Genomic DNA, 18,943 nt, shown 5'->3' with positions numbered 1-18,943 from the left:
CACGCACCGCGCTCTGGGTCAGAGCCGGTGCACGCCGGTCGGCAATATCAGTTGAACAAACCGTAGAAGAACAGGCGAATGCTGTCCCACACGCGACGGAAGATTCCACCCTGGTCGACAGCGTCGAGGGCGATAAGGTCGGCAGTGTGCACGATCTTGTCGTCCATTTTCACTTCAACTTTACCGATCACGTCGCCCTTGGCGATAGGCGCAACCAGCTGTGGATTCATAGTCATGCTAGCGGCCAGCTTTTTCAATTGGCCTTTAGGCAATGTCATGGTCAGGTCATCAGCCAGACCGGCTTTGACTTGATGCTCGGCGCCTTTCCAGACAGCTGCCTGAGCCAGCTCAGTGCCCTTCTGATAGAACGTCTGGGTTTCGAAGAAGCGGAAACCGTACGTCAGCAGCTTTTGAGTCTCGGCCGCACGAGCCTGTTCACTGTTGGTACCAAACACCACGGCGATCAGACGCATACCATCACGTACTGCCGAAGACACCATGCAGTAACCCGCTTCGTCGGTGTGACCGGTTTTCAGACCATCAACGGTCTTGTCACGCCACAGCAGCAGGTTGCGGTTAGGCTGTTTGATGCCGTTCCAGAAGAACTCTTTCTGCGAGTAGATCGCATAGTGAGCAGGGTCTTCATGGATGATCGCGCGGGCCAGCACGGCCATGTCATGAGCCGACGAGTAATGCTCCGGGTTTGGCAGACCGGTCGGGTTCATGAAGTGGCTGTTGGACATGCCGAGGTCGCCGGCAGTTTTGTTCATCATGTCGGCGAAAGCATCTTCGCTGCCGGCAATGTGCTCGGAGAGCGCGACGCTGGCGTCGTTGCCCGACTGGATAATGATGCCGTGCAGCAGGTCGCTGACGGTCACCTGGGTGCCCACTTTGATGAACATCCGCGAACCGCCTGTGCGCCAGGCGTTTTCGCTGACGGTCACTGGATCGTTTTCACCGATCTGGCCGCGACGGATTTCCAGGGTCGCAATGTAAGCCGTCATCAGCTTGGTCAGGCTTGCGGGCGCCAAACGCTGGTCGCCGTTATTCTCGACCAGAACGTTACCGCTGGAGGCGTCCATGAGCACATAGGCTTTGGCGGCCAGTTGCGGCGGCGATGGCATCATCTGTTCAGCCGCCCAGGCGGCAGGGGCGATGATAAGCGGGACTAGCAGGCACAGGCGTTTTGCAAAGGTGGTGATGTTCATCCGTCTCTCGAAATTGCTAATGGGCAAACATGCCCTCGCGGGCAAAGCTAATCTGACTGGCGAAAAATGACGTTTTCATCCGGTCTGCGACGCCAGGCATTACCCCTGGCTTACAAAACAGCCTGATTGATCAGGCTGCCCTGTGAACAGTTGCATGTATCGCTTGCTCTGTCGGCAAGTCACCGTCGGCCAAACAACTGCACATCAACCCTGAACCAACCCGGGTTGAATTATTAATCCGACGTCACCACGCTCGGCTGGCCAAGATTGGCCGACCGGACGCTGGCTTGTAATTGCTGGGCTTCACCCTGAGTGTCTATCGGCCCCATCCGAACCCGATACAGCGTTTGCTGACTGCGTACTGTCGAGCTGACGAACACTGGAGTTTGCACCATCCCGCTCAGCTTCGACCTCAGGAGTTCCGCAGCGTCCGGGTTGGCGAAAGCGCCCACCTGGAGATACAGCCCAGAGGCTTGTGCGGAAGCGTTTTTTTTTGCATCAATTTGCATGGCTGGAACTGCCACAGCGTGCTGCTGGGGCGGTGGCGTATATTGCTCGACCGTTCCAGTGGAAGCCGTAAAGGCAGGCGGCGCAGCCTGGGCGATGACTTGCGGTTGTTCAAGCATCAGCGGCGCTGGACGTCCGCGCTGCGCCCACCACTCCTGCGGGTCGATACCTTCAACCTTGACCCGCGCAGTACCGATTTCGGCGTAACCGAGCTTTTTCGCGGCCGCGTAGGACAGGTCGATAATCCGGTCGGAATAGAACGGCCCACGGTCATTGACCCGCAGGATCACGCTCTTGTTGTTGTCCAGATTGGTCACACGCACATAGCTGGGCAACGGTAACGTCTTGTGGGCGGCACTCATGCCGTACAGGTCGTATTTTTCACCGTTGGCCGTGTCCTGGCCGTGGAACTTGGTGCCATACCAGGACGCTGTTCCCGACGCTACGTAGCGCTTGGAGTCAGACAGCGGGAAATAGGTCTTGCCCAACACGGTGTAGGGGTTGGCCTTGTACGGGCCGTTATGCAGGGTCGGCACTGCGTCCGGAATCCGCGAGACATCGACATCCCACCACGGCGCACCATCTTTGTGCGCACGGTTGATGTCCAGACCGGGGCCCGAACGCACGGTCGTGCTCTGTGGCGAGCGGCTGGTCGAGCAGCTGGCCACCAGGATGGTCAAGGCTGCAAAGGCCAGGAACTTTAGTGGTTTGCGAATCGGCAATGCCCGCATTACTTGACGCCCCGTGCTTGGATCAGCAGTTCAGACAGTTGATGCACGGCCATGGCGTACATCACACTGCGGTTGTAGCGCGTGATTGCATAAAAATTCTTCAGGCCCATCCAGTATTCGGGGCCATTTTCGCCATCGAGCCGGAAAGCGGTCACCGGCATATCATCGCGCAGCGCATCATGACTCGACCACCCCAAAGCTCGCAACTCCCCAACATTCTTTACCGGATCGATTCCGGGGCTCAAACCTTCGTCGGCATGCTCCCCGCGCACCGTCGCAAAGCTCACAACGGGCTCGCCTGCGACCCAACCGTGACGCTTGAAATAGCTGGCAACGCTGCCAATTGCGTCGTCCGGGTTGGTCCAGATATTAATGTGGCCATCACCGTCGAAATCCACGGCATACGCCCGAAAACTGCTGGGCATGAACTGCGGCAATCCCATCGCTCCGGCGTACGAGCCTTTAAGTGTCAGGGGGTCGACCTGTTCTTCACGCGCCAGCATCAGGAACTCGCGCAGCTCCTTGCGGAAGAAGTCGGCACGCGGCGGATAGTCGAAGCCCAACGTCGACAAGGCGTCTATTACGCGGTAGTTGCCGGTGTTGCGACCGTAAAATGTTTCCACGCCGATGATCGAAACGATGACTTGAGCCGGTACGCCGTACTCCTGCTCGGCACGTGCGAGAGCCGCTTCGTGCTGACGCCAGAAGTCCACGCCACGCGCGATACGCGCATCAGTGACGAAAATCGGCCGGTAGTCCTTCCACTGTTTTACCCGTTCGGCCGGACGAGAAATCGCGTCGAGAATGGCCTGTTTGCGTTCTGCTTCGCGGAAAACAGCCATGAGCTGTTCACCGGCAAACCCATAATCGCGGGTCATTTCACCGACGAATTCAGCCACTTGCGGCGAGCCTTCGTAATCGCCTGCGGCCGCCTCCTGCACTGAACCAAGGATGCCCACCAGGCCGACCAACGGAGCATATCGAGCAGCCCAGCTACGCATTACTTGCATTGAGTTGTTCACCTTAATCAAACCTGTGCGATCCACTTACGATGGGTATGGACCGACATCAAAACCCCAAACGCTGACAGCAGTGTTACCAAGGAGGTTCCGCCATAGCTAATAAATGGCAATGGGACACCTACAACCGGCAACAGGCCACTGACCATACCGATGTTGACGAAAACGTAAACAAAAAACGTCATTGTCAGGCTGCCGGCCAACAATTTGCCAAACAGCGTCTGCGCTTGAGCGGTGATCACCAGCCCTCGACCGATCAGCAGGACATAGATCAGCAACAGGGCGCAAATGCCTACCAGGCCGAATTCTTCACCCAACACCGCAATGATAAAGTCGGTGTGGCTTTCCGGCAAAAAGTCCAGGTGCGACTGCGTGCCCAGCAACCAGCCCTTACCAAATACGCCGCCCGAACCAATCGCCGCCTTGGACTGAATGATGTTCCAGCCCGTGCCCAGCGGATCGCTTTCCGGGTCGAGGAAGGTCAGGATTCGTTGTTTCTGGTAGTCGTGCATGAAGAAAAACCACATGCCGACCGCCACCGGCACGGCGGCGGTGACCACGCTGATAATCCAGCGCCAGCGCAGGCCGGCCATGAACAGCACAAAAGTACCCGACGCCAGAATCAGCAGAGAGGTGCCCAGGTCCGGCTGACGCACGATAAGGATGAACGGGAGACCGATCAGCCCCAGGCTCAAGGCCACGTGCTTCAAGTGCGGCGGCAACGTGTGCTTGGCCAAGTACCAGGCGATGGTCGCTGGCATGATGATTTTCATGAATTCGGAAGGCTGGAAGCGGATGACACCGGGAATGTTGATCCAGCGGGTCGCGCCCATGGCGTTGTGGCCCATGACGTCCACTACCACCAGCAGCATCAGCCCCACTACGTAGGCGGCCGGTACCCAGCGCGCCATGAAGCGCGGCTCGAGTTGCGCGATGATGAACATCGACACCAGACCGATACCAAAAGAAGTTGCCTGTTTGATCAGCAGATCCCAATTCTTGCCGCTGGCCGAATACAGCACGAACAAACTGCCGGCAGCCAGGGTCAGCAACAGGATCAACAACGGCCCATCAATATGAATGCGCTGGAGGAAACTGGCGCGACGGCGCATCACGTCCTCGCTGGAAAGGATGCGGTCGAAATTACTCTTCACGGGCCGAAGCCTCCGCATTTGAGGTGCTGGCGTACTCAGGTTTGAGCACGCCGTCCGGGCCGAGCAACCAGGCATCCATCACCTGGCGGACCACGGGGGCCGCGACGCCGGAACCGGACTCGCCGTTTTCCACCATCACTGCCACGACTATTTTCGGGTTATCCGCCGGGGCAAAGCCGACGAACAGGGCGTGGTCACGGTGACGTTCCTGAATCTTGGAGCGGTCATACTTCTCGCCCTGCTTGATCGCCACCACTTGAGCTGTACCGCTCTTGCCGGCAATCCGGTATGGCGAACCGATCGCCGCCTTGCGCGCCGTACCGCGGGCGCCGTGCATCACTTGTTGCATGCCGTGGTTGACCTTGTTCCAGTCCGAGGCGTCACGCAGCACGATGTCCGGCATCGGGTTTTCGTCTACCGGCGGCAAGCCTTCGATGGTTTTTGCCAGGTGCGGACGATTCCACTTGCCCTTGTTGGCCACCAGCGCAGTCGCTTGCGCCAGTTGCAGCGGGGTCGCCTGCATATAGCCCTGACCGATACCGAGGATCAGCGTCTCGCCAGGAAACCAGGCCTGACGCCGGGTTATCCGCTTCCAGTCTCGCGACGGCATCAAGCCCGGCGACTCTTCGAACATGTCCAGCGACACCTTCTGCCCGATCCCGAACTTGTTCAGGTACGACGACAGCCGGTCGATGCCGAGCTTGTGCGCCAAGTCGTAAAAGTAGGTGTCGTTGGAGCGCATGATCGCCGTGTCCAGATCGACCCAGCCATCGCCCGTGCGGTTCCAGTTGCGGTATTTGTGGTCGTAGTTCGGCAATTGGTAATAGCCCGGGTCAAATACCCGGGTGGATGCCGTAACGACGCCACTGTCGAGCCCGGCGATAGCAACGGCCGGTTTGATCGTCGAACCCGGCGGGTACAAACCACGCAGAATACGGTTGAACAGGGGCCGGTCAATGGAGTCCCGCAGCTCGGCATAGGCTTTGAAGCTGATGCCGGTGACAAACAGGTTAGGGTCAAAACTCGGCTGACTGACCATCGCCAGTACTTCGCCAGTACGTGGATCAAGCGCAACCACCGCACCGCGACGCCCGGCCAATGCAGCTTCGGCGGCTTCCTGCAGTTTGATGTCGAGGCTCAGGACGATGTCTTTGCCTGGCGAAGGATCGGTGCGTTTGAGCACACGCAATACTCGCCCACGGGCGTTGGTTTCAACTTCTTCGTAGCCCACCTGACCATGCAGCTCCGGCTCGTAGAAACGCTCGATGCCGGTTTTGCCGATATGGTGGGTGCCGCTGTAATTGACCGGGTCGAGCACCTTGAGCTCTTTCTCGTTGATCCGCCCCATGTAACCCACCGAGTGCGCGAAGTGCGCGCCCTGCGGATAGTGGCGAACCAGCTGCGCAACCACCTCAACGCCGGGCAGCCGGAACTGGTTGACGGCAACACGGGCAATTTGCTCTTCAGTCAGCTCGAACAGAATCGGCACCGGCTCGAATGGCCGACGCCCCTGCTTCATGCGCTTCTCGAACAGCATCCGATCATCAGGCGTCAATTCCAGCACGCTGACGATGACGTCCAGCACCTGCCCCCAGTCGCCAGAACGCTCGCGGGTCATGCTCAAGCTGAAACTGGCCCGATTATCGGCGACGACCACGCCATTGCGGTCGTAGATCAACCCACGGGGTGGCGGAATCGGCTGAACATGAACCCGGTTGTTCTCTGACAGGGTCGAGTGATACTCGTACTGGATGACCTGCAGGAAATACAGCCGCGCAATCAGCACGCACACCAGTACCACCACCGCCACAGCCCCGACCACGACTCTGCCGCGCACTAGGCGGGCATCTTTCTCGTGGTCCTTGAGGCGAATCGGCTGGGACATTTAGGGCGAGTTCACACGACTACTTGTGATAAGGGTGCCCGGACAGAACAGTCCAGGCGCGATACATCTGCTCACCAATGAGGATGCGCACGAGAGGATGCGGCAAGGTCAGCGGGGACAACGACCAGCGTTGTTCGCTGCGCGCGCAGACCTCCGGTGCCAGCCCTTCCGGGCCGCCGACCATGAGATTCACCGTGCGCGAATCCAGACGCCAGCGATCAAGTTCGACCGCCAGCTGCTCGGTGCTCCACGGTTTGCCGTGCACTTCGAGGGTGACGATACGCTCGCCCGGCTGCACTTTTGCCAGCATGGCTTCGCCTTCCTGACGGATGAAGCGCGCCACGTCGGCATTCTTGCCCCGGGTATTGAGCGGAATTTCCACCAGTTCGAGCGCCAGTTCGGATGGCATACGCTTGGCATATTCATGCCAACCTTCCTCCACCCACTTTGGCATGCGCGAACCGACAGCGATCAAACGCAGACGCACAGCAACCCCTTACTCTTTGTCAGCCGGTGTTTTGTCGAATAACATTTTGTCGGCTGCCATCGGGTCAAACGGGTTTGCGTCATGGTTTTCATGGCTTGCGCGGCTTTGCTCGGCACCATGCCACAGACGCTCAAGGTCGTAGAACTGACGGGCGCTGGCGGTCATTACGTGCACGATGATGTCGCCCAGGTCCAACAGAACCCAATCGCTGTCGCCCTTGCCTTCTTCACCCAGTGGTTTGAAGCCCTGAGCCTTGACCTTGTCGCGCACGTTCTCGACCATCGAGGCGATGTGGCGGTTGGAGGTACCGGTGGCGATGAGCATGTAATCAGTGATGCTGGTCTTGTCGCGCACGTCGATGGCCAGGATGTCCTGGGCCTTGATGTCTTCCAGTGCAGCCGTTGCCAGCTTGATCAGGATTTCGCTATTTTGCTTCGTCATAAAAAACTCATTCAGCTCGTGTGTATGAGGACCTGAAACGCCATCTAGAGAGGCTGTTTCAAAGGGTCCCCTGAGTGTTCGGCGCATGGTACAGCCCGTGCGCGTCGATATAGGCCAGTACCGCGTCTGGCACCAGAAAACGTACCGACTTCCCGCTGGCCAGCAGTTGGCGGATCTGGGTGGCAGACACCGATAACGGCGTCTGCCAGACGAATGTAATGTGTCCGCCCGGCCCTTTCAGGGCCTTCGGATCGCTGACTGCGCGCCCCGCCAGCAAGTTGCGCATGGCGTCAGGCGACTCGCTGTCGGCGTCCGGGCGTTGCAGCACCACGATATGGCAGTGCTCCAGCAGTTCTTCCCAGCGATGCCAGGTCGGTAGCCCACAAAAGGCATCCCAACCCAATAACAGGAATAACTGGTCATCTGCGGCCAACTCGGCCCGCATCAGTTCCAGGGTGTCGATGGTGTACGACGGTTTGTCCCGTTGCAGCTCACGGTCATCCACCGTCAAAGGTGGCACACCGGCCACCGCGCACTTGACCATCGCCAGACGGTGCTGCGCACTGACGCTTGGCATGTCGCGATGAGGCGGCCTGGCACTGGGTGTCAGGCGTAACTCATCAAGCCCCAGCAGCTCGGCGACTTCCAGCGCACTGCGCAAATGGCCGATGTGCACGGGGTCGAACGTGCCGCCCAGCATACCGATACGTCTGGGCAGGCCTGGCGTCTGTTGCACCTGCGCAGCGGGTTTTTCGGGATCGGCCAAGTCAGGCAGGCTCCTGGCCACGCAACTGACCATCGCCGACCACGATGTACTTCTCGCAGGTCAAACCTTCCAGACCGACCGGACCGCGGGCGTGCAGCTTATCAGTAGAAATGCCGATCTCCGCACCCAATCCGTATTCAAAGCCATCAGCGAAGCAGGTCGGGGCGTTGATCATCACCGAACTGGAGTCTACTTCGGCCAGGAAACGCCGAGCCTGGCCCTGATGATCAGTGACGATGGCATCGGTATGGTGCGACCCATAGCGGTTGATATGTTCGATGGCCTGATCCAGATCCGCCACCACAAGGATCGACAAAATCGGCGCAAGGTATTCGGTGTTCCAGTCTTCTTCAGTCGCTGGCAGGGCGTCAATCAGCTCGCGGGTGCGTTCGCAACCGCGCAACTCGACACCTTTTTCGCGGAACTGTGCGGCCATTGGCGGCAAAAACTCGGCAGCGACAGCCTGATCCACCAGCAAGGTTTCCATCGCACCGCAGATGCCGTAACGGTAGGTCTTGGCGTTGAAACTGATGCGCTGAGCCTTGGACAGATCGGCGTGAGCACTGACATAAACGTGGCAGATGCCGTCCAGATGCTTGATCACCGGCACCCGTGCATCGCGACTGACTCGTTCGATCAGGCCTTTGCCGCCGCGCGGAACGATCACGTCGACGTACTCGGGCATGGTGATCAGCGCGCCAACTGCCGCACGATCCGTCACTTCAACCACTTGCACCACGGCTGCCGGCAAATTGGCGACCGCCAGGCCGCGCTGAATGCAGGCGGCGATGGCACGGTTGGAGTGAATGGCTTCAGAACCACCGCGCAGAATCGTGGCGTTGCCCGACTTCAGACAAAGGCTCGCAGCATCGATCGTCACATTCGGACGCGATTCGTAAATAATCCCCACCACACCCAGCGGCACACGCATCTTGCCGACCTGAATACCCGATGGCCGATAGCTCATGTCGCGAATCGCGCCAATCGGGTCCGGCAGGCTGATCACCTGACGCAAACCTTCGATCATGCTGTCGATGCGGGCCGGCGTCAGGGTCAAACGCTCGAGCATGTACGGCGACAGGCCATTGGCCCGACCAGCGGACAGGTCCAGCTCATTGGCAGCAGACAATTCGGTGCGCGCGTCATCGAGAGCGTCAGCCGTGGCTTGCAGGGCGCGGTTTTTCTGCGCAGTGCTGGCACGGCCGATCACGCGCGAAGCTTCGCGGGCGGCGCGACCCAAACGGGTCATGTAGTCAAGAACGGACTCAGTCATGGTCTCAGAGGTCTTGGCAGAGAGGAAAGCGGCCGATTATAGCTGTAGGGCCCGAGTAACGACAGCGGTGACAGGCGGATGGTCGATAACCCCTGCAAAGTCGGGATAAAAAGCCCTCTGGAACACCCCATATTTCAATCCGGAGCCCAACACACCGTCATTCAGCTTTGATTAAGACAGTTGTTGTTATCATCGCCGCCCAGATTGCCATTCGACGACCGTAAGCACCGATGCCCAACCCCCTGCCGGACTCGTTTTTCAACCGCGATGCGCAAGTCCTCGCCCGGGCGTTACTGGGCAAGGTGATTCGTCATCGCGTAGGGAGCGGCCAGGATTCGTTATGGCTGTCGGCGCGGATCATCGAGACGGAAGCCTACTACTGTGCAGAAAAAGGCAGCCACGCGTCCTTGGGTTACACCGAAAAACGCAAGGCGCTGTTTCTCGAGGGCGGGCACATCTATATGTACTATGCCCGCGGGGGTGATTCGCTGAACTTCAGCGCCGAAGGGCCCGGCAATGCTGTGCTGATCAAGTCCGCGTATCCGTGGGTCGACGAACTGTCCGACGGCAACAGCCTCGCGCACATGCTCTTGAACAACCCTGATGCCAAGGGGGCGCTGCGTCCGCCCGAGCGCCTGTGTGCCGGTCAAACCCTGCTGTGCAAGGCGCTGGGGCTCAAAGTCCCGACGTGGGACGCCAAACGCTTCGACCTTGAGCACCTGTTCGTCGATGATGTCGGTGCCGAGCCCAAGCAGATTATCCAGACCACACGACTGGGCATCCCCGAGGGCCGCGACGGGCACCTGATGTACCGTTTCGTCGACGCCGCCTACGCCCGGTATTGCACGCGGAACCCGCTGCGACGCGGCCAGGTCGAAGGCCACGATTACTTTTTACTCAAGCAAGGAAACTGAGACATGGGCCCATGGCTCGATGGCATTACCGGCTGGCTGAGCGCAAACCCTTCGTGGCTGGGTCTGGCGATTTTTTTGGTGGCGTTCCTCGAATGCGTGGCCATCGCCGGGATCATCGTGCCAGGCACCGTGCTTTTGTTCGCCGTCGCGGTACTGGCTGGCAGTGGCGCCTTGTCATTGGGTGAAATACTTTTACTGGGCTTTTGTGGCGGCTTGCTGGGTGACGGTCTGTCGTATTTCCTCGGTAGACGCTTTCACCAAAACATCCGCCGCCTGCCGGGGCTGCGACATCACCCGGAATGGATCGGCGGTGCGGAGCTCTACTTCCAGCGCTATGGCATTGCCAGCCTGCTGGTCGGACGCTTTATCGGGCCACTGCGACCCATGCTGCCCATGGTCGCAGGCATGTTCGACATGCCTTTCCCGCGCTTTGCGGCTGTCAGCGTGATCGCGGCCGCCGGCTGGTCCCTCGCGTACCTGCTGCCGGGCTGGGCCACCGGCGCGGCGATGCGCTTGCCGCTGCCCGAGGGCTTCTGGCCACAGGCCGGGATGATCGGTGGTGGGTTGGCGGTGTTGCTTGGCGTCAGTATCCATAGCAGCTTTGGCGGGAAGCGGTATGCAACCCCGCTGATCGCCGTGTTGAGCCTTGTCATGCTGGCCGGGGTATTTTTCGGCTGGCCCTACCTGACGCACTTCGATCAGGGCTTGATGACACTGGTGCAGGAACATCGCAGCGAAGCGGCTAATCAGTTTGTGGTGATGATCACCCGGCTCGGCGACTTCAAAACCCAGGTGGCCGTCGTCACCCTGTTGCTGGTGCTGTTGTTGGCAACCCGGCAATGGAAACAGGCGATATTTGCTGGCGCAGTGACCGTAGGCTCGGCACTGGCCAATACCGGAATGAAATGGTTCTTTGCCCGCACGCGTCCCGACGTACTGATCGACCCGCTCACCACTTACAGCATGCCCAGCGGGCACAGCTCGGGGTCATTCGCGCTGTTTATGGCGTTGGCGATACTTGCAGGGCGAGGTCAGCCGGTGCGTTTGCGCCTGACCTGGTTATTGCTGGGCGGTATTCCGGCGCTGTCGATTGCCATGTCGCGGGTTTATCTGGGGGTGCATTGGCCAACTGATGTGCTGGCCGGGGCCCTGCTCGCGTTCTGCCTCTGCGCCGCCAGCCTGTTCTTCATCCAGCGTAAAACGCCTCTTGAGCCCATGCCGGTGCGGGTGTGGTGGCTGATCCTGCCAGCGCTGGTCGCCTTATACGGCTTCTTCGCCCTGCATTCACTGTCCCACGCGGCGCTGCGTTATCAGTACCTGACCCCCACCGGGGCGATTAACTAACCCGTCAGGCCTGCAACTCGCCCTGCATTTCATCGAGCAGGTCCTGAATCGCGTCCAGGCGCTCCTGAGCATCGCTGAGTTCCAGCAACTCGACCTTGTCTTCTTCGGTGAAAGGCAGCAGATAGGCCAGCTGATTGGCCAGCGATTGCTGGCCGCTGGCCGTTACGCCCATATTCAGCGCGGCAACCATCGGGTGCTCGGCCAAGGCGGCAAGCAAGGCCACCAGATCGGCGTCTGCTTCCTGCAGCGGGCGCTCCGGCAGCTCATCCAGCCACTCAACGTCAGCCAGAATCAGCTGGTCGCGCTGCACCTGGGTACTGACCACGCGGAAACGTCGTCCACCTTGCACGCGAATCCCCAGCAAGCCGTTGTCCTGCTGCTGAAAGTCCCGCACCAACGCTTCGCAACCCACCAGCGCATAGCCCTCTGGCGCCTGCCCGACTTCTTCGCCGTCAAGAATGCACACCACGCCAAAGCCTTCGCCCTGTTTCATCCCGCGGCTAACCATGTCCAGATAGCGTGCCTCGAACAGCTGCAAGTCGAGCATGCACCCCGGGAACAGTACTGCGTTGAGCGGAAATAATGGCAACATCATGGAAGCCTCCTTAAACGACCAGCGTAACGGCCAATGGCAGGAATACCGCCGTGCCGACGCCCATCAAACTCATTGCCAGCGCGGCGAACGCACCGCACTCCTCACTTTCCTGCAACGCCACCGAGGTGCCGACGGCATGCGCGGCCAAACCGAGGGCCATACCGCGCGCAGCCTGATTTTCCACCCCTATGAGAGACAGCAGACCGGGGCCAAAAATCGCACCGATCACCCCGGTAATCAACACGAACACCGCCGCCAGTGGTGCGACGCCACCAATCTGTTCGGCCACCAACATGGCAATCGGCGACGTTACTGACTTGGGCGCCATGGTCATCAAGATCATGTGATCGGCACCGAACAGCCAGCCCAGCGTCACACCCAGGGATGTCGCCAGCACTCCGCCCACGATGAGCGTAGTAAAGGTCGGCCAGAACAGTTGGCGAATACGTCGCAGGTTCAGATAGAGCGGCACCGCCAGCGCAACCGTCGCGGGCCCCAACAAAATACTGAGGATTTCCGTGCTTTTACGGTACTCGGCATAGTTCAGGCCGCAGCTGACCAGAATGCCGACCACCAGCAACATCGAGATAAGCACCGGCTGCAAAAATATCCAGCGGGTTTTTTCGTAAGCGGCCAGCATCAACTGGTACGCCCCCAGCGTAATCGCAATGCCGAACAGCGGATGATGGATCACCGCGTTCCAGGCGCCACTCCAATCCATGCTCATGAGGACTCCCCGCGTCGCGACTGGCGCAGAACCAGCTTCTGCATCAGCCAGCCGACGAACGCCAGGGACAGCAACAACGACAGCATCAACGATCCGACAATGGCCCAGAAATCGGCGGCAATCTCGGCAGCGTAGACCATCACCCCCACGGCGGGCGGCACCAACAGCAGCGGCAGATAACGCAATAAGCTGCTGGCGGCCAGACTCAATGGCTCACTGACTTCGCCACGCGTCATCAGAAAAATCAGTAACAACACCAGGCCAATAATCGGCCCAGGCAGTATCGGCAAAAACAGGTGATTGAGCGCTGTGCCCACCAATTGGAACAACACCAGCCATGTCAGACCCCGTAGCAACATAAGAAACTCCAGCAAATTCGCGCCGCCATTATAGGCACGCTGTCGTGATGGCTGATAAATCAGCATTCGCCAAAGGCATACATCCTTGACCATCCCTAAAGCCCGTGCTGATCTTAAGCCTTGGCACGGTGAAAAATCCGACGCCCAAAAACACTGAACACGACAGCCATGCCTACAAAAAACCGATGACAACAAGGAGAGTATCTATGCCCTTTGTACCCGTTGCAGAGCTGAAGAACTATGAAGGCAAGGAACTGGGATGTTCCGAGTGGTTCACCATCGACCAAGAGCGCATCGACGTGTTTGCCGAAGCCACCGGCGACTTCCAGTTCATCCACGTTGATCCTGAAAAAGCGGCGAAAACCCCCTTCGGCAGTACCATCGCCCACGGTTTCCTGTCGTTATCGCTGATCCCGAAGTTGATGGAAGACCTGCTCGTAGTGCCCGAAGGGCTGAAAATGGTGGTCAACTATGGCCTGGACAGCGTGCGTTTTATCCAGCCGGTAAAAGTGAACTCACGGGTTCGTCTCAACGTAACCATGACTCAAGTCACCGAAAAGAAACCCGGCCAATGGCTGCTCAAAGCCACGGCAACCCTCGAAATAGAGGGCCAGGACAAGCCAGCCTTCGTCGCTGAACCCCTGTCGTTGTGCTTCGTGTAAGACCACTAAAAAGCGAAACAGCTGTTACCGGCTGTTTCGTTGCCTCTATAAAGCAACCACATAGCTGCGTCATACTGCTCGCGGCTGTGTGAAAGCGACTGTTCAGGGACGTCTTCAACACGCTTGGATTTTTATCTTCAGGATCGACCATGCGCGCGTTCGCCCCTCTTGCCCCTCTGGCACTCATTCTTTTACTCGCGGCTTGCGGCGAGGGCGAACCACTGTCGCCCCCAGACGCACGTCTGCCCGACGGCGGTCGTTACCGCGGCGATGTCGTCAATGGCCTGTTGCAAGGCCAGGGCCGGGTCGACTACCCCAACGGCAGTTGGTATGCCGGTCAGTTCCAGAATGGCCAGTGGCATGGCGCCGGCGAATGGCACGCCAGCAACGGCGACGTCTATCGCGGCCAATTCCAGAACGGTCTGTTTCACGGCTTCGGCACGTTGACCACCAGCACCGGCAGTTATGTCGGCGGCTTCAAGCTGGGCCGACGCGAGGGTGAAGGCACGCTCAAAGAGCCAGGCATGGCCTATCGGGGCGAATTCAAGGCTGACCAATACGACGGCCTCGGCCACCTCGAGCTTGATGACGGCAGCCAATATCAAGGCCTGTTCGCCCACGGCAAACCCAATGGCGAAGGCCAGCGCAGCGACGCCAGTGGCAATCAATTCAGCGGCAAATTCGTCAACGGTCAGTTGGAAGGCAACGGCAGCTTCAACAGCGCCGAGGGTGATCAATACGTCGGCGGCTTCAGCAACAACCAACTGCAAGGCAAAGGCCGCTACGAAAACAGCGACGGCGATGTCTGGATCGGGCAGTTCAAAGACGGCGCGCTCAACGGCAAGGGCGAACTGATCGGTGCCGATGGCAGCCATTACCAGGGTCAGTTCAGCAACTGGCGCTTCAACGGCGAGGGTTTTCTGTACCTGGTCGATGGCAGCACCTATCAAGGTCAGCTCGCCGACGACACCTATCAAGGCAAGGGCACCTTGACCCTGGCGGACGGCAGCGTTCAAAGCGGCACCTGGGCCAACGGTCAGCGTGTGCGAGACGCGCAAGGCAACCTGTTGCCCGATGCACTTGAGGTCGGCTTACTCGCCCAAGGCCCGCTGCTGGAAAAAGCCCTGGCCGCAGTGCCCGCCTCCACTTCCGCGGTCGAGCTGTACAGCCTGGTCGTGGGCGGCGACGGCAAGCAGAGCGTATTCATGCGCGAAGCGGATTACGTGAACAACCTGCTGGCCACGCGCTTCGGCGCCTACGGGCAGATCAGCTTGGTCAATCATCGCGATCACATGAACGACCGGGCGCTGGCGACCCGCGAAAGTATCAGCCGTGCGGTGCAGACCTTGGCGCAACGCAGCGGACCGGAAGATCTGGTGTTCATCTACCTGACCAGCCACGGCACTCAAGAACATGAGCTAGTGCTTGATCAACCACGCATGGAACTGGCCGACCTGCCCGCCGATGAGCTGGCCGTCGTCCTCGCCCCGTTAAAAGGCCGCGACAAAATCATCGTGATTTCCGCCTGCTATTCCGGTGGTTTCATTCCGGCACTCAAAGACGAAAAAACCGTGGTGATCACCGCCTCGCGTGCGGACCGAGTGTCTTTCGGCTGCTCGGAAGAGGTCGACTTCACTTACTTTGGTGAAGCCATGTTCGCCAAAGCGCTGGTTGAAACAGACAACCTGCAACAAGCGTTCAACGATGCCAAATCGTACGTCGCCGCCCGCGAAATAACCGAAAGCTTCGAGGCATCCGAGCCGCAGATCTGGGCGCCCAAGGGCGTCATCGCGCACTGGCAGCAGTTGCGCAAGAACCAGGCGCAGAGGGCCCTCACTACATCTTTGAGCAGCAAGGAAGCGAAGACCACGGGCAACCGCTAGACTGCCTTGTAGAATAAAAGGGAGAAACAGCATGTATTTGACGCCCCAACACATCTTGCTTGCTGGAGCCACCGGTCTGACCGGCGAACATTTACTCGATCGTTTACTCAACGAACCCACCGTCAGCCGCGTGCTGGCACCGACCCGTAAACCCCTGAGCAAGCACCCTCGCCTGGAAAATCCGGTGGGTGAACTCAATGCACTGCTGCCAACGTTGAGCGGGCGGGTCGACATCGCCTATTGCTGCCTGGGCACCACGATCAAGCAGGCTGGCTCGCAGGAAGCGTTTCGCGCGGTCGATCTGGATCTGGTGGCGGCCTTCGGCAAGCGCGCTCGCGAACTCGGGGCACGGCATCTGGTGGTCATCAGCGCGGTCACAGCCGACCCAAAATCGAGCATCTTCTACAGCCGGGTCAAGGGCGAAATGGAGCAAGCGCTCAAAGCCCAGGACTGGCCGCAACTGACCATCGTCCGTCCCTCGTTATTGATCGGCAGCCGTAACGAGCAGCGCCTGGCCGAACAAATAGCAGGTCCCTTGGCGAAATTGATTCCCGGCAAATATCGCGGTATCGAAGCCTGCTGCCTCGCCAGGGCCCTGTGGCGCCTCGCGCTGGAAGAACAGGACGGGGTGCGGATCGTCGAAGCCGAAGAGTTGAACAAGCTGGGCAAGTGAGCCCGACAGCACGCCAGATTCAGCCGTCTACAAGCCGCCCGTCGCCTGAAACCCCACACCCAACACGGTCAGCAGCGACAACGGTAAAAGCAGGGTGTCGAGCAACGCGCTGGCGGGCAGGTCCACGCCTGGATAGCTCGGCGCCTCGGCACCGAAACGATCCATCTCGCAGCAACCACCCTGCATCGCATACCAATCCAGACGCGTACCCGAATACACAACGGGGGCCCCAGGTTTGGCGGCATCCAGCGTTCTGGCCGTGGCACACCCCGTCAGCTGTAGCACCAACAGGGTCAACAGCAGGCGCTTATTCATCTGCACTCAGGTGGTGCTCGCCCCAGCGCGGCAACATGTCTTGAGGGATATTCAGCACATTGAGAATCCGTGCGACCACAAAGTCGATCAGGTCATCAATGGTTTGCGGCTGATGATAGAAGCCCGGTGACGCCGGCAGAATCACCACGCCCATGTTCGACAGTTTGAGCATGTTCTCCAGATGGATACTGGAAAACGGTGCCTCGCGCGGCACCAGAATCAATTGGCGGCGCTCCTTCAACGTCACGTCTGCCGCACGCTCGATCAGGTTGTTGCATGCCCCGGTCGCAATCGCCGACAAGGTGCCCGTGGAACAGGGCACCACCACCATCGCGCTGGGCGAACCCGAGCCGGAGGCCACGGGCGACATCCAGTCTTCCTTGCCATACACCCGAATTTGCCCCGCCGCTGCGCCGGTGTATTCAGTCAGGAACGCTTGCATCATCAGGGTTTTCGGCGGCAGCGAGACATCGGTCTCGGTGGCCAACACTAACTGGGCCGCCTTGGAAATCAGGAAGTGCACTTCCCGGTCCTCACGCACCAGACAGTCGAGCAAGCGCAACCCGTACTGCGCGCCAGACGCGCCAGTCATCGCCAGGGTGACGCGTTCCGGACCACTCATTTCAGCGCCTCAGCCAACTTGCCGTGCAGGCCGCCGAAGCCGCCGTTACTCATGATGACAACCTGCGTACCCGGTTTAGCCAGGCTTTTCACTTGGGCGATGATCGCCTCAAGGGAGTCGCAGACCACCGACGGCACCGTGCACAACGCTGTAGTGGCGGCCAGGTCCCAGCCCAGATTGGCCGGCGCGTACCAGATCGCCTGATCGGCCTGACGCACACTTTCCGGCAAGCCGTCGCGGTGCGCGCCGAGCTTCATGGAATTGGAACGCGGTTCGATGATCGCAATCACCGGAGCGTCGCCAACGTGTTTGCGCAACCCGTCGAGGGTGGTGGCAATAGCCGTCGGATGATGAGCAAAGTCATCATAAATAGTGATGCCGTTGACCTCGGCGACCTTTTCCATGCGGCGCTTGACGCTTTTGAACACGCCCAGCGCTTCGATACCCTGCTTCGGCACCACGCCGACATGCCGCGCGGCCGCCAGAGTGGCCAAGGCATTGGCCACGTTGTGCTGACCGGTCATGTCCCACTCGACCACGCCCTGGACTGCGCCTTTAAAGATCACTTCGAAACGCGAGCCGTCGTCGCTGAGCAGGCGCGCCTGCCATTGACCGCCTTCGCCAGTGGTTTGCACCGGCGTCCAGCAGCCCATTTGAATCACTCGCTGCAACGCCGGCTCAGTGGTCGGATGGATCACCAGACCTTCGCTTGGGATAGTCCGCACCAAGTGGTGGAACTGCCGCTCGATGGCTGGCAGATCGGGGAAGATGTCGGCGTGATCGAACTCCAGGTTGTTCAGAATCGCCGTACGCGGACGGTAGTGGACGAATTTTGAGCGTTTGTCGAAGAAGGCGCTGTCGTACTCATCAGCCTCGACGACAAAGAACGGGGTCTCGCCCACACGCGCCGACACGGCAAAATTCTGTGGCACGCCGCCGATCAAGAAACCGGGGCTCATGCCAGCATGTTCCAGCACCCAGGCGAGCATGCTGCTGGTCGTGGTCTTGCCGTGCGTACCCGCGACGGCCAACACCCAACGCCCTTGCAGCACGTGATCGGCCAGCCATTGCGGGCCGGAAACATAAGGCAGGCCTTTGTTCAATACATACTCTACCGCCGGGTTGCCTCGCGACAGCGCGTTGCCAATGACCACCAGATCCGGTGCCGGATCAAGCTGTGCGGCGTCGTAGCCTTGGGTCAGCTCAATGCCCTGCGCCTGCAACTGCGTGCTCATCGGCGGGTAGACATTGGCGTCCGAACCGGTAACCCGATGGCCCAGTTCTTTGGCGAGTACCGCCAGCGAACCCATGAAAGTACCGCAAATACCGAGAATATGAATATGCATGATCGACCTCGTAAACTATGGGCGCAGGTTAG

Annotated in this window: 20 protein-coding genes; 5 read left to right on the top strand and 15 right to left on the bottom strand. The window is 59.5% G+C overall.

The genetic code is table 11. From position 1 onward, the window contains the following. Positions 1-47 precede the first annotated feature (47 nt). From AC1MEA_RS10465 to AC1MEA_RS10425, 9 genes are all read right to left on the bottom strand, one after another. Complete coding sequence (locus tag AC1MEA_RS10465; RefSeq protein ID WP_449635139.1) at positions 48-1,208, bottom strand: D-alanyl-D-alanine carboxypeptidase family protein; 1,161 nt, start codon at positions 1,206-1,208, stop codon at positions 48-50. A 233-nt stretch (positions 1,209-1,441) separates the two neighbouring features. Beyond that, the gene (locus AC1MEA_RS10460) at positions 1,442-2,446 is read right to left on the bottom strand and encodes a septal ring lytic transglycosylase RlpA family protein (RefSeq protein WP_219062682.1); all 1,005 of its coding nucleotides are present in this window, start codon (positions 2,444-2,446) and stop codon (positions 1,442-1,444) included. Beyond that, a complete protein-coding gene (gene mltB, locus AC1MEA_RS10455) occupies positions 2,446-3,456 on the bottom strand; it encodes a lytic murein transglycosylase B (protein WP_480917703.1) in 1,011 nt (336 codons plus the stop codon). The genes AC1MEA_RS10460 and mltB overlap by 1 nt, the downstream gene beginning before the upstream one ends. A gap of 17 nt (positions 3,457-3,473) precedes the next feature. Further along, on the bottom strand, positions 3,474-4,577 hold the full coding sequence (rodA, locus tag AC1MEA_RS10450; protein ID WP_219062817.1) for a rod shape-determining protein RodA: 1,104 nt from the start codon (positions 4,575-4,577) through the stop codon (positions 3,474-3,476). A 31-nt stretch (positions 4,578-4,608) separates the two neighbouring features. After that, the gene (mrdA, locus tag AC1MEA_RS10445) at positions 4,609-6,504 is read right to left on the bottom strand and encodes a penicillin-binding protein 2 (protein WP_480917701.1); all 1,896 of its coding nucleotides are present in this window, start codon (positions 6,502-6,504) and stop codon (positions 4,609-4,611) included. 19 nt (positions 6,505-6,523) lie between these two features. Further along, a complete protein-coding gene (rlmH, locus tag AC1MEA_RS10440; protein ID WP_219062685.1) occupies positions 6,524-6,991 on the bottom strand; it encodes a 23S rRNA (pseudouridine(1915)-N(3))-methyltransferase RlmH in 468 nt (155 codons plus the stop codon). A 9-nt stretch (positions 6,992-7,000) separates the two neighbouring features. Continuing rightward, positions 7,001-7,432: a ribosome silencing factor gene (rsfS, locus tag AC1MEA_RS10435; protein WP_449635136.1), complete on the bottom strand. Its 432-nt coding sequence runs from the start codon at positions 7,430-7,432 to the stop codon at positions 7,001-7,003. Positions 7,433-7,490: 58 nt separating this feature from the next. Further along, positions 7,491-8,150 carry a nicotinate-nucleotide adenylyltransferase gene (gene nadD / locus AC1MEA_RS10430; protein ID WP_219062819.1) on the bottom strand — a complete coding sequence of 220 codons (660 nt, stop codon included), beginning with the start codon at positions 8,148-8,150 and terminating at the stop codon, positions 7,491-7,493. A gap of 49 nt (positions 8,151-8,199) precedes the next feature. After that, positions 8,200-9,471 (bottom strand): glutamate-5-semialdehyde dehydrogenase, encoded by a 1,272-nt coding sequence (locus tag AC1MEA_RS10425; protein WP_480917699.1) that lies wholly within the window; start codon positions 9,469-9,471, stop codon positions 8,200-8,202. A 230-nt stretch (positions 9,472-9,701) separates the two neighbouring features. Between AC1MEA_RS10425 and AC1MEA_RS10420 the strand changes: the two genes are divergently transcribed. Together AC1MEA_RS10420 and AC1MEA_RS10415 are read left to right on the top strand one after the other, a co-directional pair. Then, a complete protein-coding gene (locus tag AC1MEA_RS10420; protein WP_449635134.1) occupies positions 9,702-10,385 on the top strand; it encodes a DNA-3-methyladenine glycosylase in 684 nt (227 codons plus the stop codon). Positions 10,386-10,388: 3 nt separating this feature from the next. Continuing rightward, entirely contained in the window at positions 10,389-11,729 is a 1,341-nt protein-coding gene (locus AC1MEA_RS10415) for a bifunctional DedA family/phosphatase PAP2 family protein (RefSeq protein WP_480917697.1), read from the top strand. Positions 11,730-11,733: 4 nt separating this feature from the next. On the opposite strand, the gene AC1MEA_RS10410 is transcribed toward AC1MEA_RS10415, so the two are convergent. From AC1MEA_RS10410 to AC1MEA_RS10400, 3 genes are read right to left on the bottom strand one after another with little or no spacing between them, the layout of a single operon-like run. Next, on the bottom strand, positions 11,734-12,324 hold the full coding sequence (locus AC1MEA_RS10410) for an LON peptidase substrate-binding domain-containing protein (protein WP_480917695.1): 591 nt from the start codon (positions 12,322-12,324) through the stop codon (positions 11,734-11,736). A 10-nt stretch (positions 12,325-12,334) separates the two neighbouring features. Then, positions 12,335-13,051, bottom strand: a complete 717-nt coding sequence (locus tag AC1MEA_RS10405) for an LrgB family protein (RefSeq protein ID WP_449635131.1) — start codon at positions 13,049-13,051, stop codon at positions 12,335-12,337. Next, positions 13,048-13,410 carry a CidA/LrgA family protein gene (locus tag AC1MEA_RS10400; protein ID WP_480917694.1) on the bottom strand — a complete coding sequence of 121 codons (363 nt, stop codon included), beginning with the start codon at positions 13,408-13,410 and terminating at the stop codon, positions 13,048-13,050. The genes AC1MEA_RS10405 and AC1MEA_RS10400 overlap by 4 nt, the downstream gene beginning before the upstream one ends. A 206-nt stretch (positions 13,411-13,616) precedes the next feature. Between AC1MEA_RS10400 and AC1MEA_RS10395 the strand changes: the two genes are divergently transcribed. The 3 genes from AC1MEA_RS10395 to AC1MEA_RS10385 all read left to right on the top strand — a co-directional run bounded on the left by AC1MEA_RS10395 (position 13,617) and on the right by AC1MEA_RS10385 (position 16,628). Further along, entirely contained in the window at positions 13,617-14,072 is a 456-nt protein-coding gene (locus tag AC1MEA_RS10395) for a MaoC family dehydratase (RefSeq protein ID WP_480917692.1), read from the top strand. Positions 14,073-14,221: 149 nt separating this feature from the next. After that, positions 14,222-15,955 (top strand): C13 family peptidase, encoded by a 1,734-nt coding sequence (locus AC1MEA_RS10390; protein ID WP_480917690.1) that lies wholly within the window; start codon positions 14,222-14,224, stop codon positions 15,953-15,955. A 31-nt stretch (positions 15,956-15,986) separates the two neighbouring features. Next, positions 15,987-16,628 (top strand): oxidoreductase, encoded by a 642-nt coding sequence (locus AC1MEA_RS10385; protein ID WP_449635130.1) that lies wholly within the window; start codon positions 15,987-15,989, stop codon positions 16,626-16,628. Positions 16,629-16,655: 27 nt separating this feature from the next. On the opposite strand, the gene AC1MEA_RS10380 is transcribed toward AC1MEA_RS10385, so the two are convergent. Genes AC1MEA_RS10380 through mpl form a run of 3 tightly spaced genes read right to left on the bottom strand, consistent with a single transcriptional unit; the run spans position 16,656 to position 18,911 of the window. After that, complete coding sequence (locus AC1MEA_RS10380; RefSeq protein ID WP_219062695.1) at positions 16,656-16,943, bottom strand: YceK/YidQ family lipoprotein; 288 nt, start codon at positions 16,941-16,943, stop codon at positions 16,656-16,658. After that, positions 16,936-17,565, bottom strand: coding sequence for a flavin prenyltransferase UbiX (gene ubiX / locus AC1MEA_RS10375; protein WP_219062696.1), 630 nt, complete (start codon positions 17,563-17,565; stop codon positions 16,936-16,938). Before ubiX ends, AC1MEA_RS10380 begins: the two co-directional genes overlap by 8 nt. Then, entirely contained in the window at positions 17,562-18,911 is a 1,350-nt protein-coding gene (mpl, locus tag AC1MEA_RS10370) for a UDP-N-acetylmuramate:L-alanyl-gamma-D-glutamyl-meso-diaminopimelate ligase (protein ID WP_480917688.1), read from the bottom strand. Before mpl ends, ubiX begins: the two co-directional genes overlap by 4 nt. Positions 18,912-18,943: the final 32 nt, after the last annotated feature.

Source organism: Pseudomonas sp. ASL8, from assembly GCF_056680355.1.
Note: the sequence above shows the minus strand (reverse complement) of the source record. Positions and strands in the feature narration are given on the sequence as shown.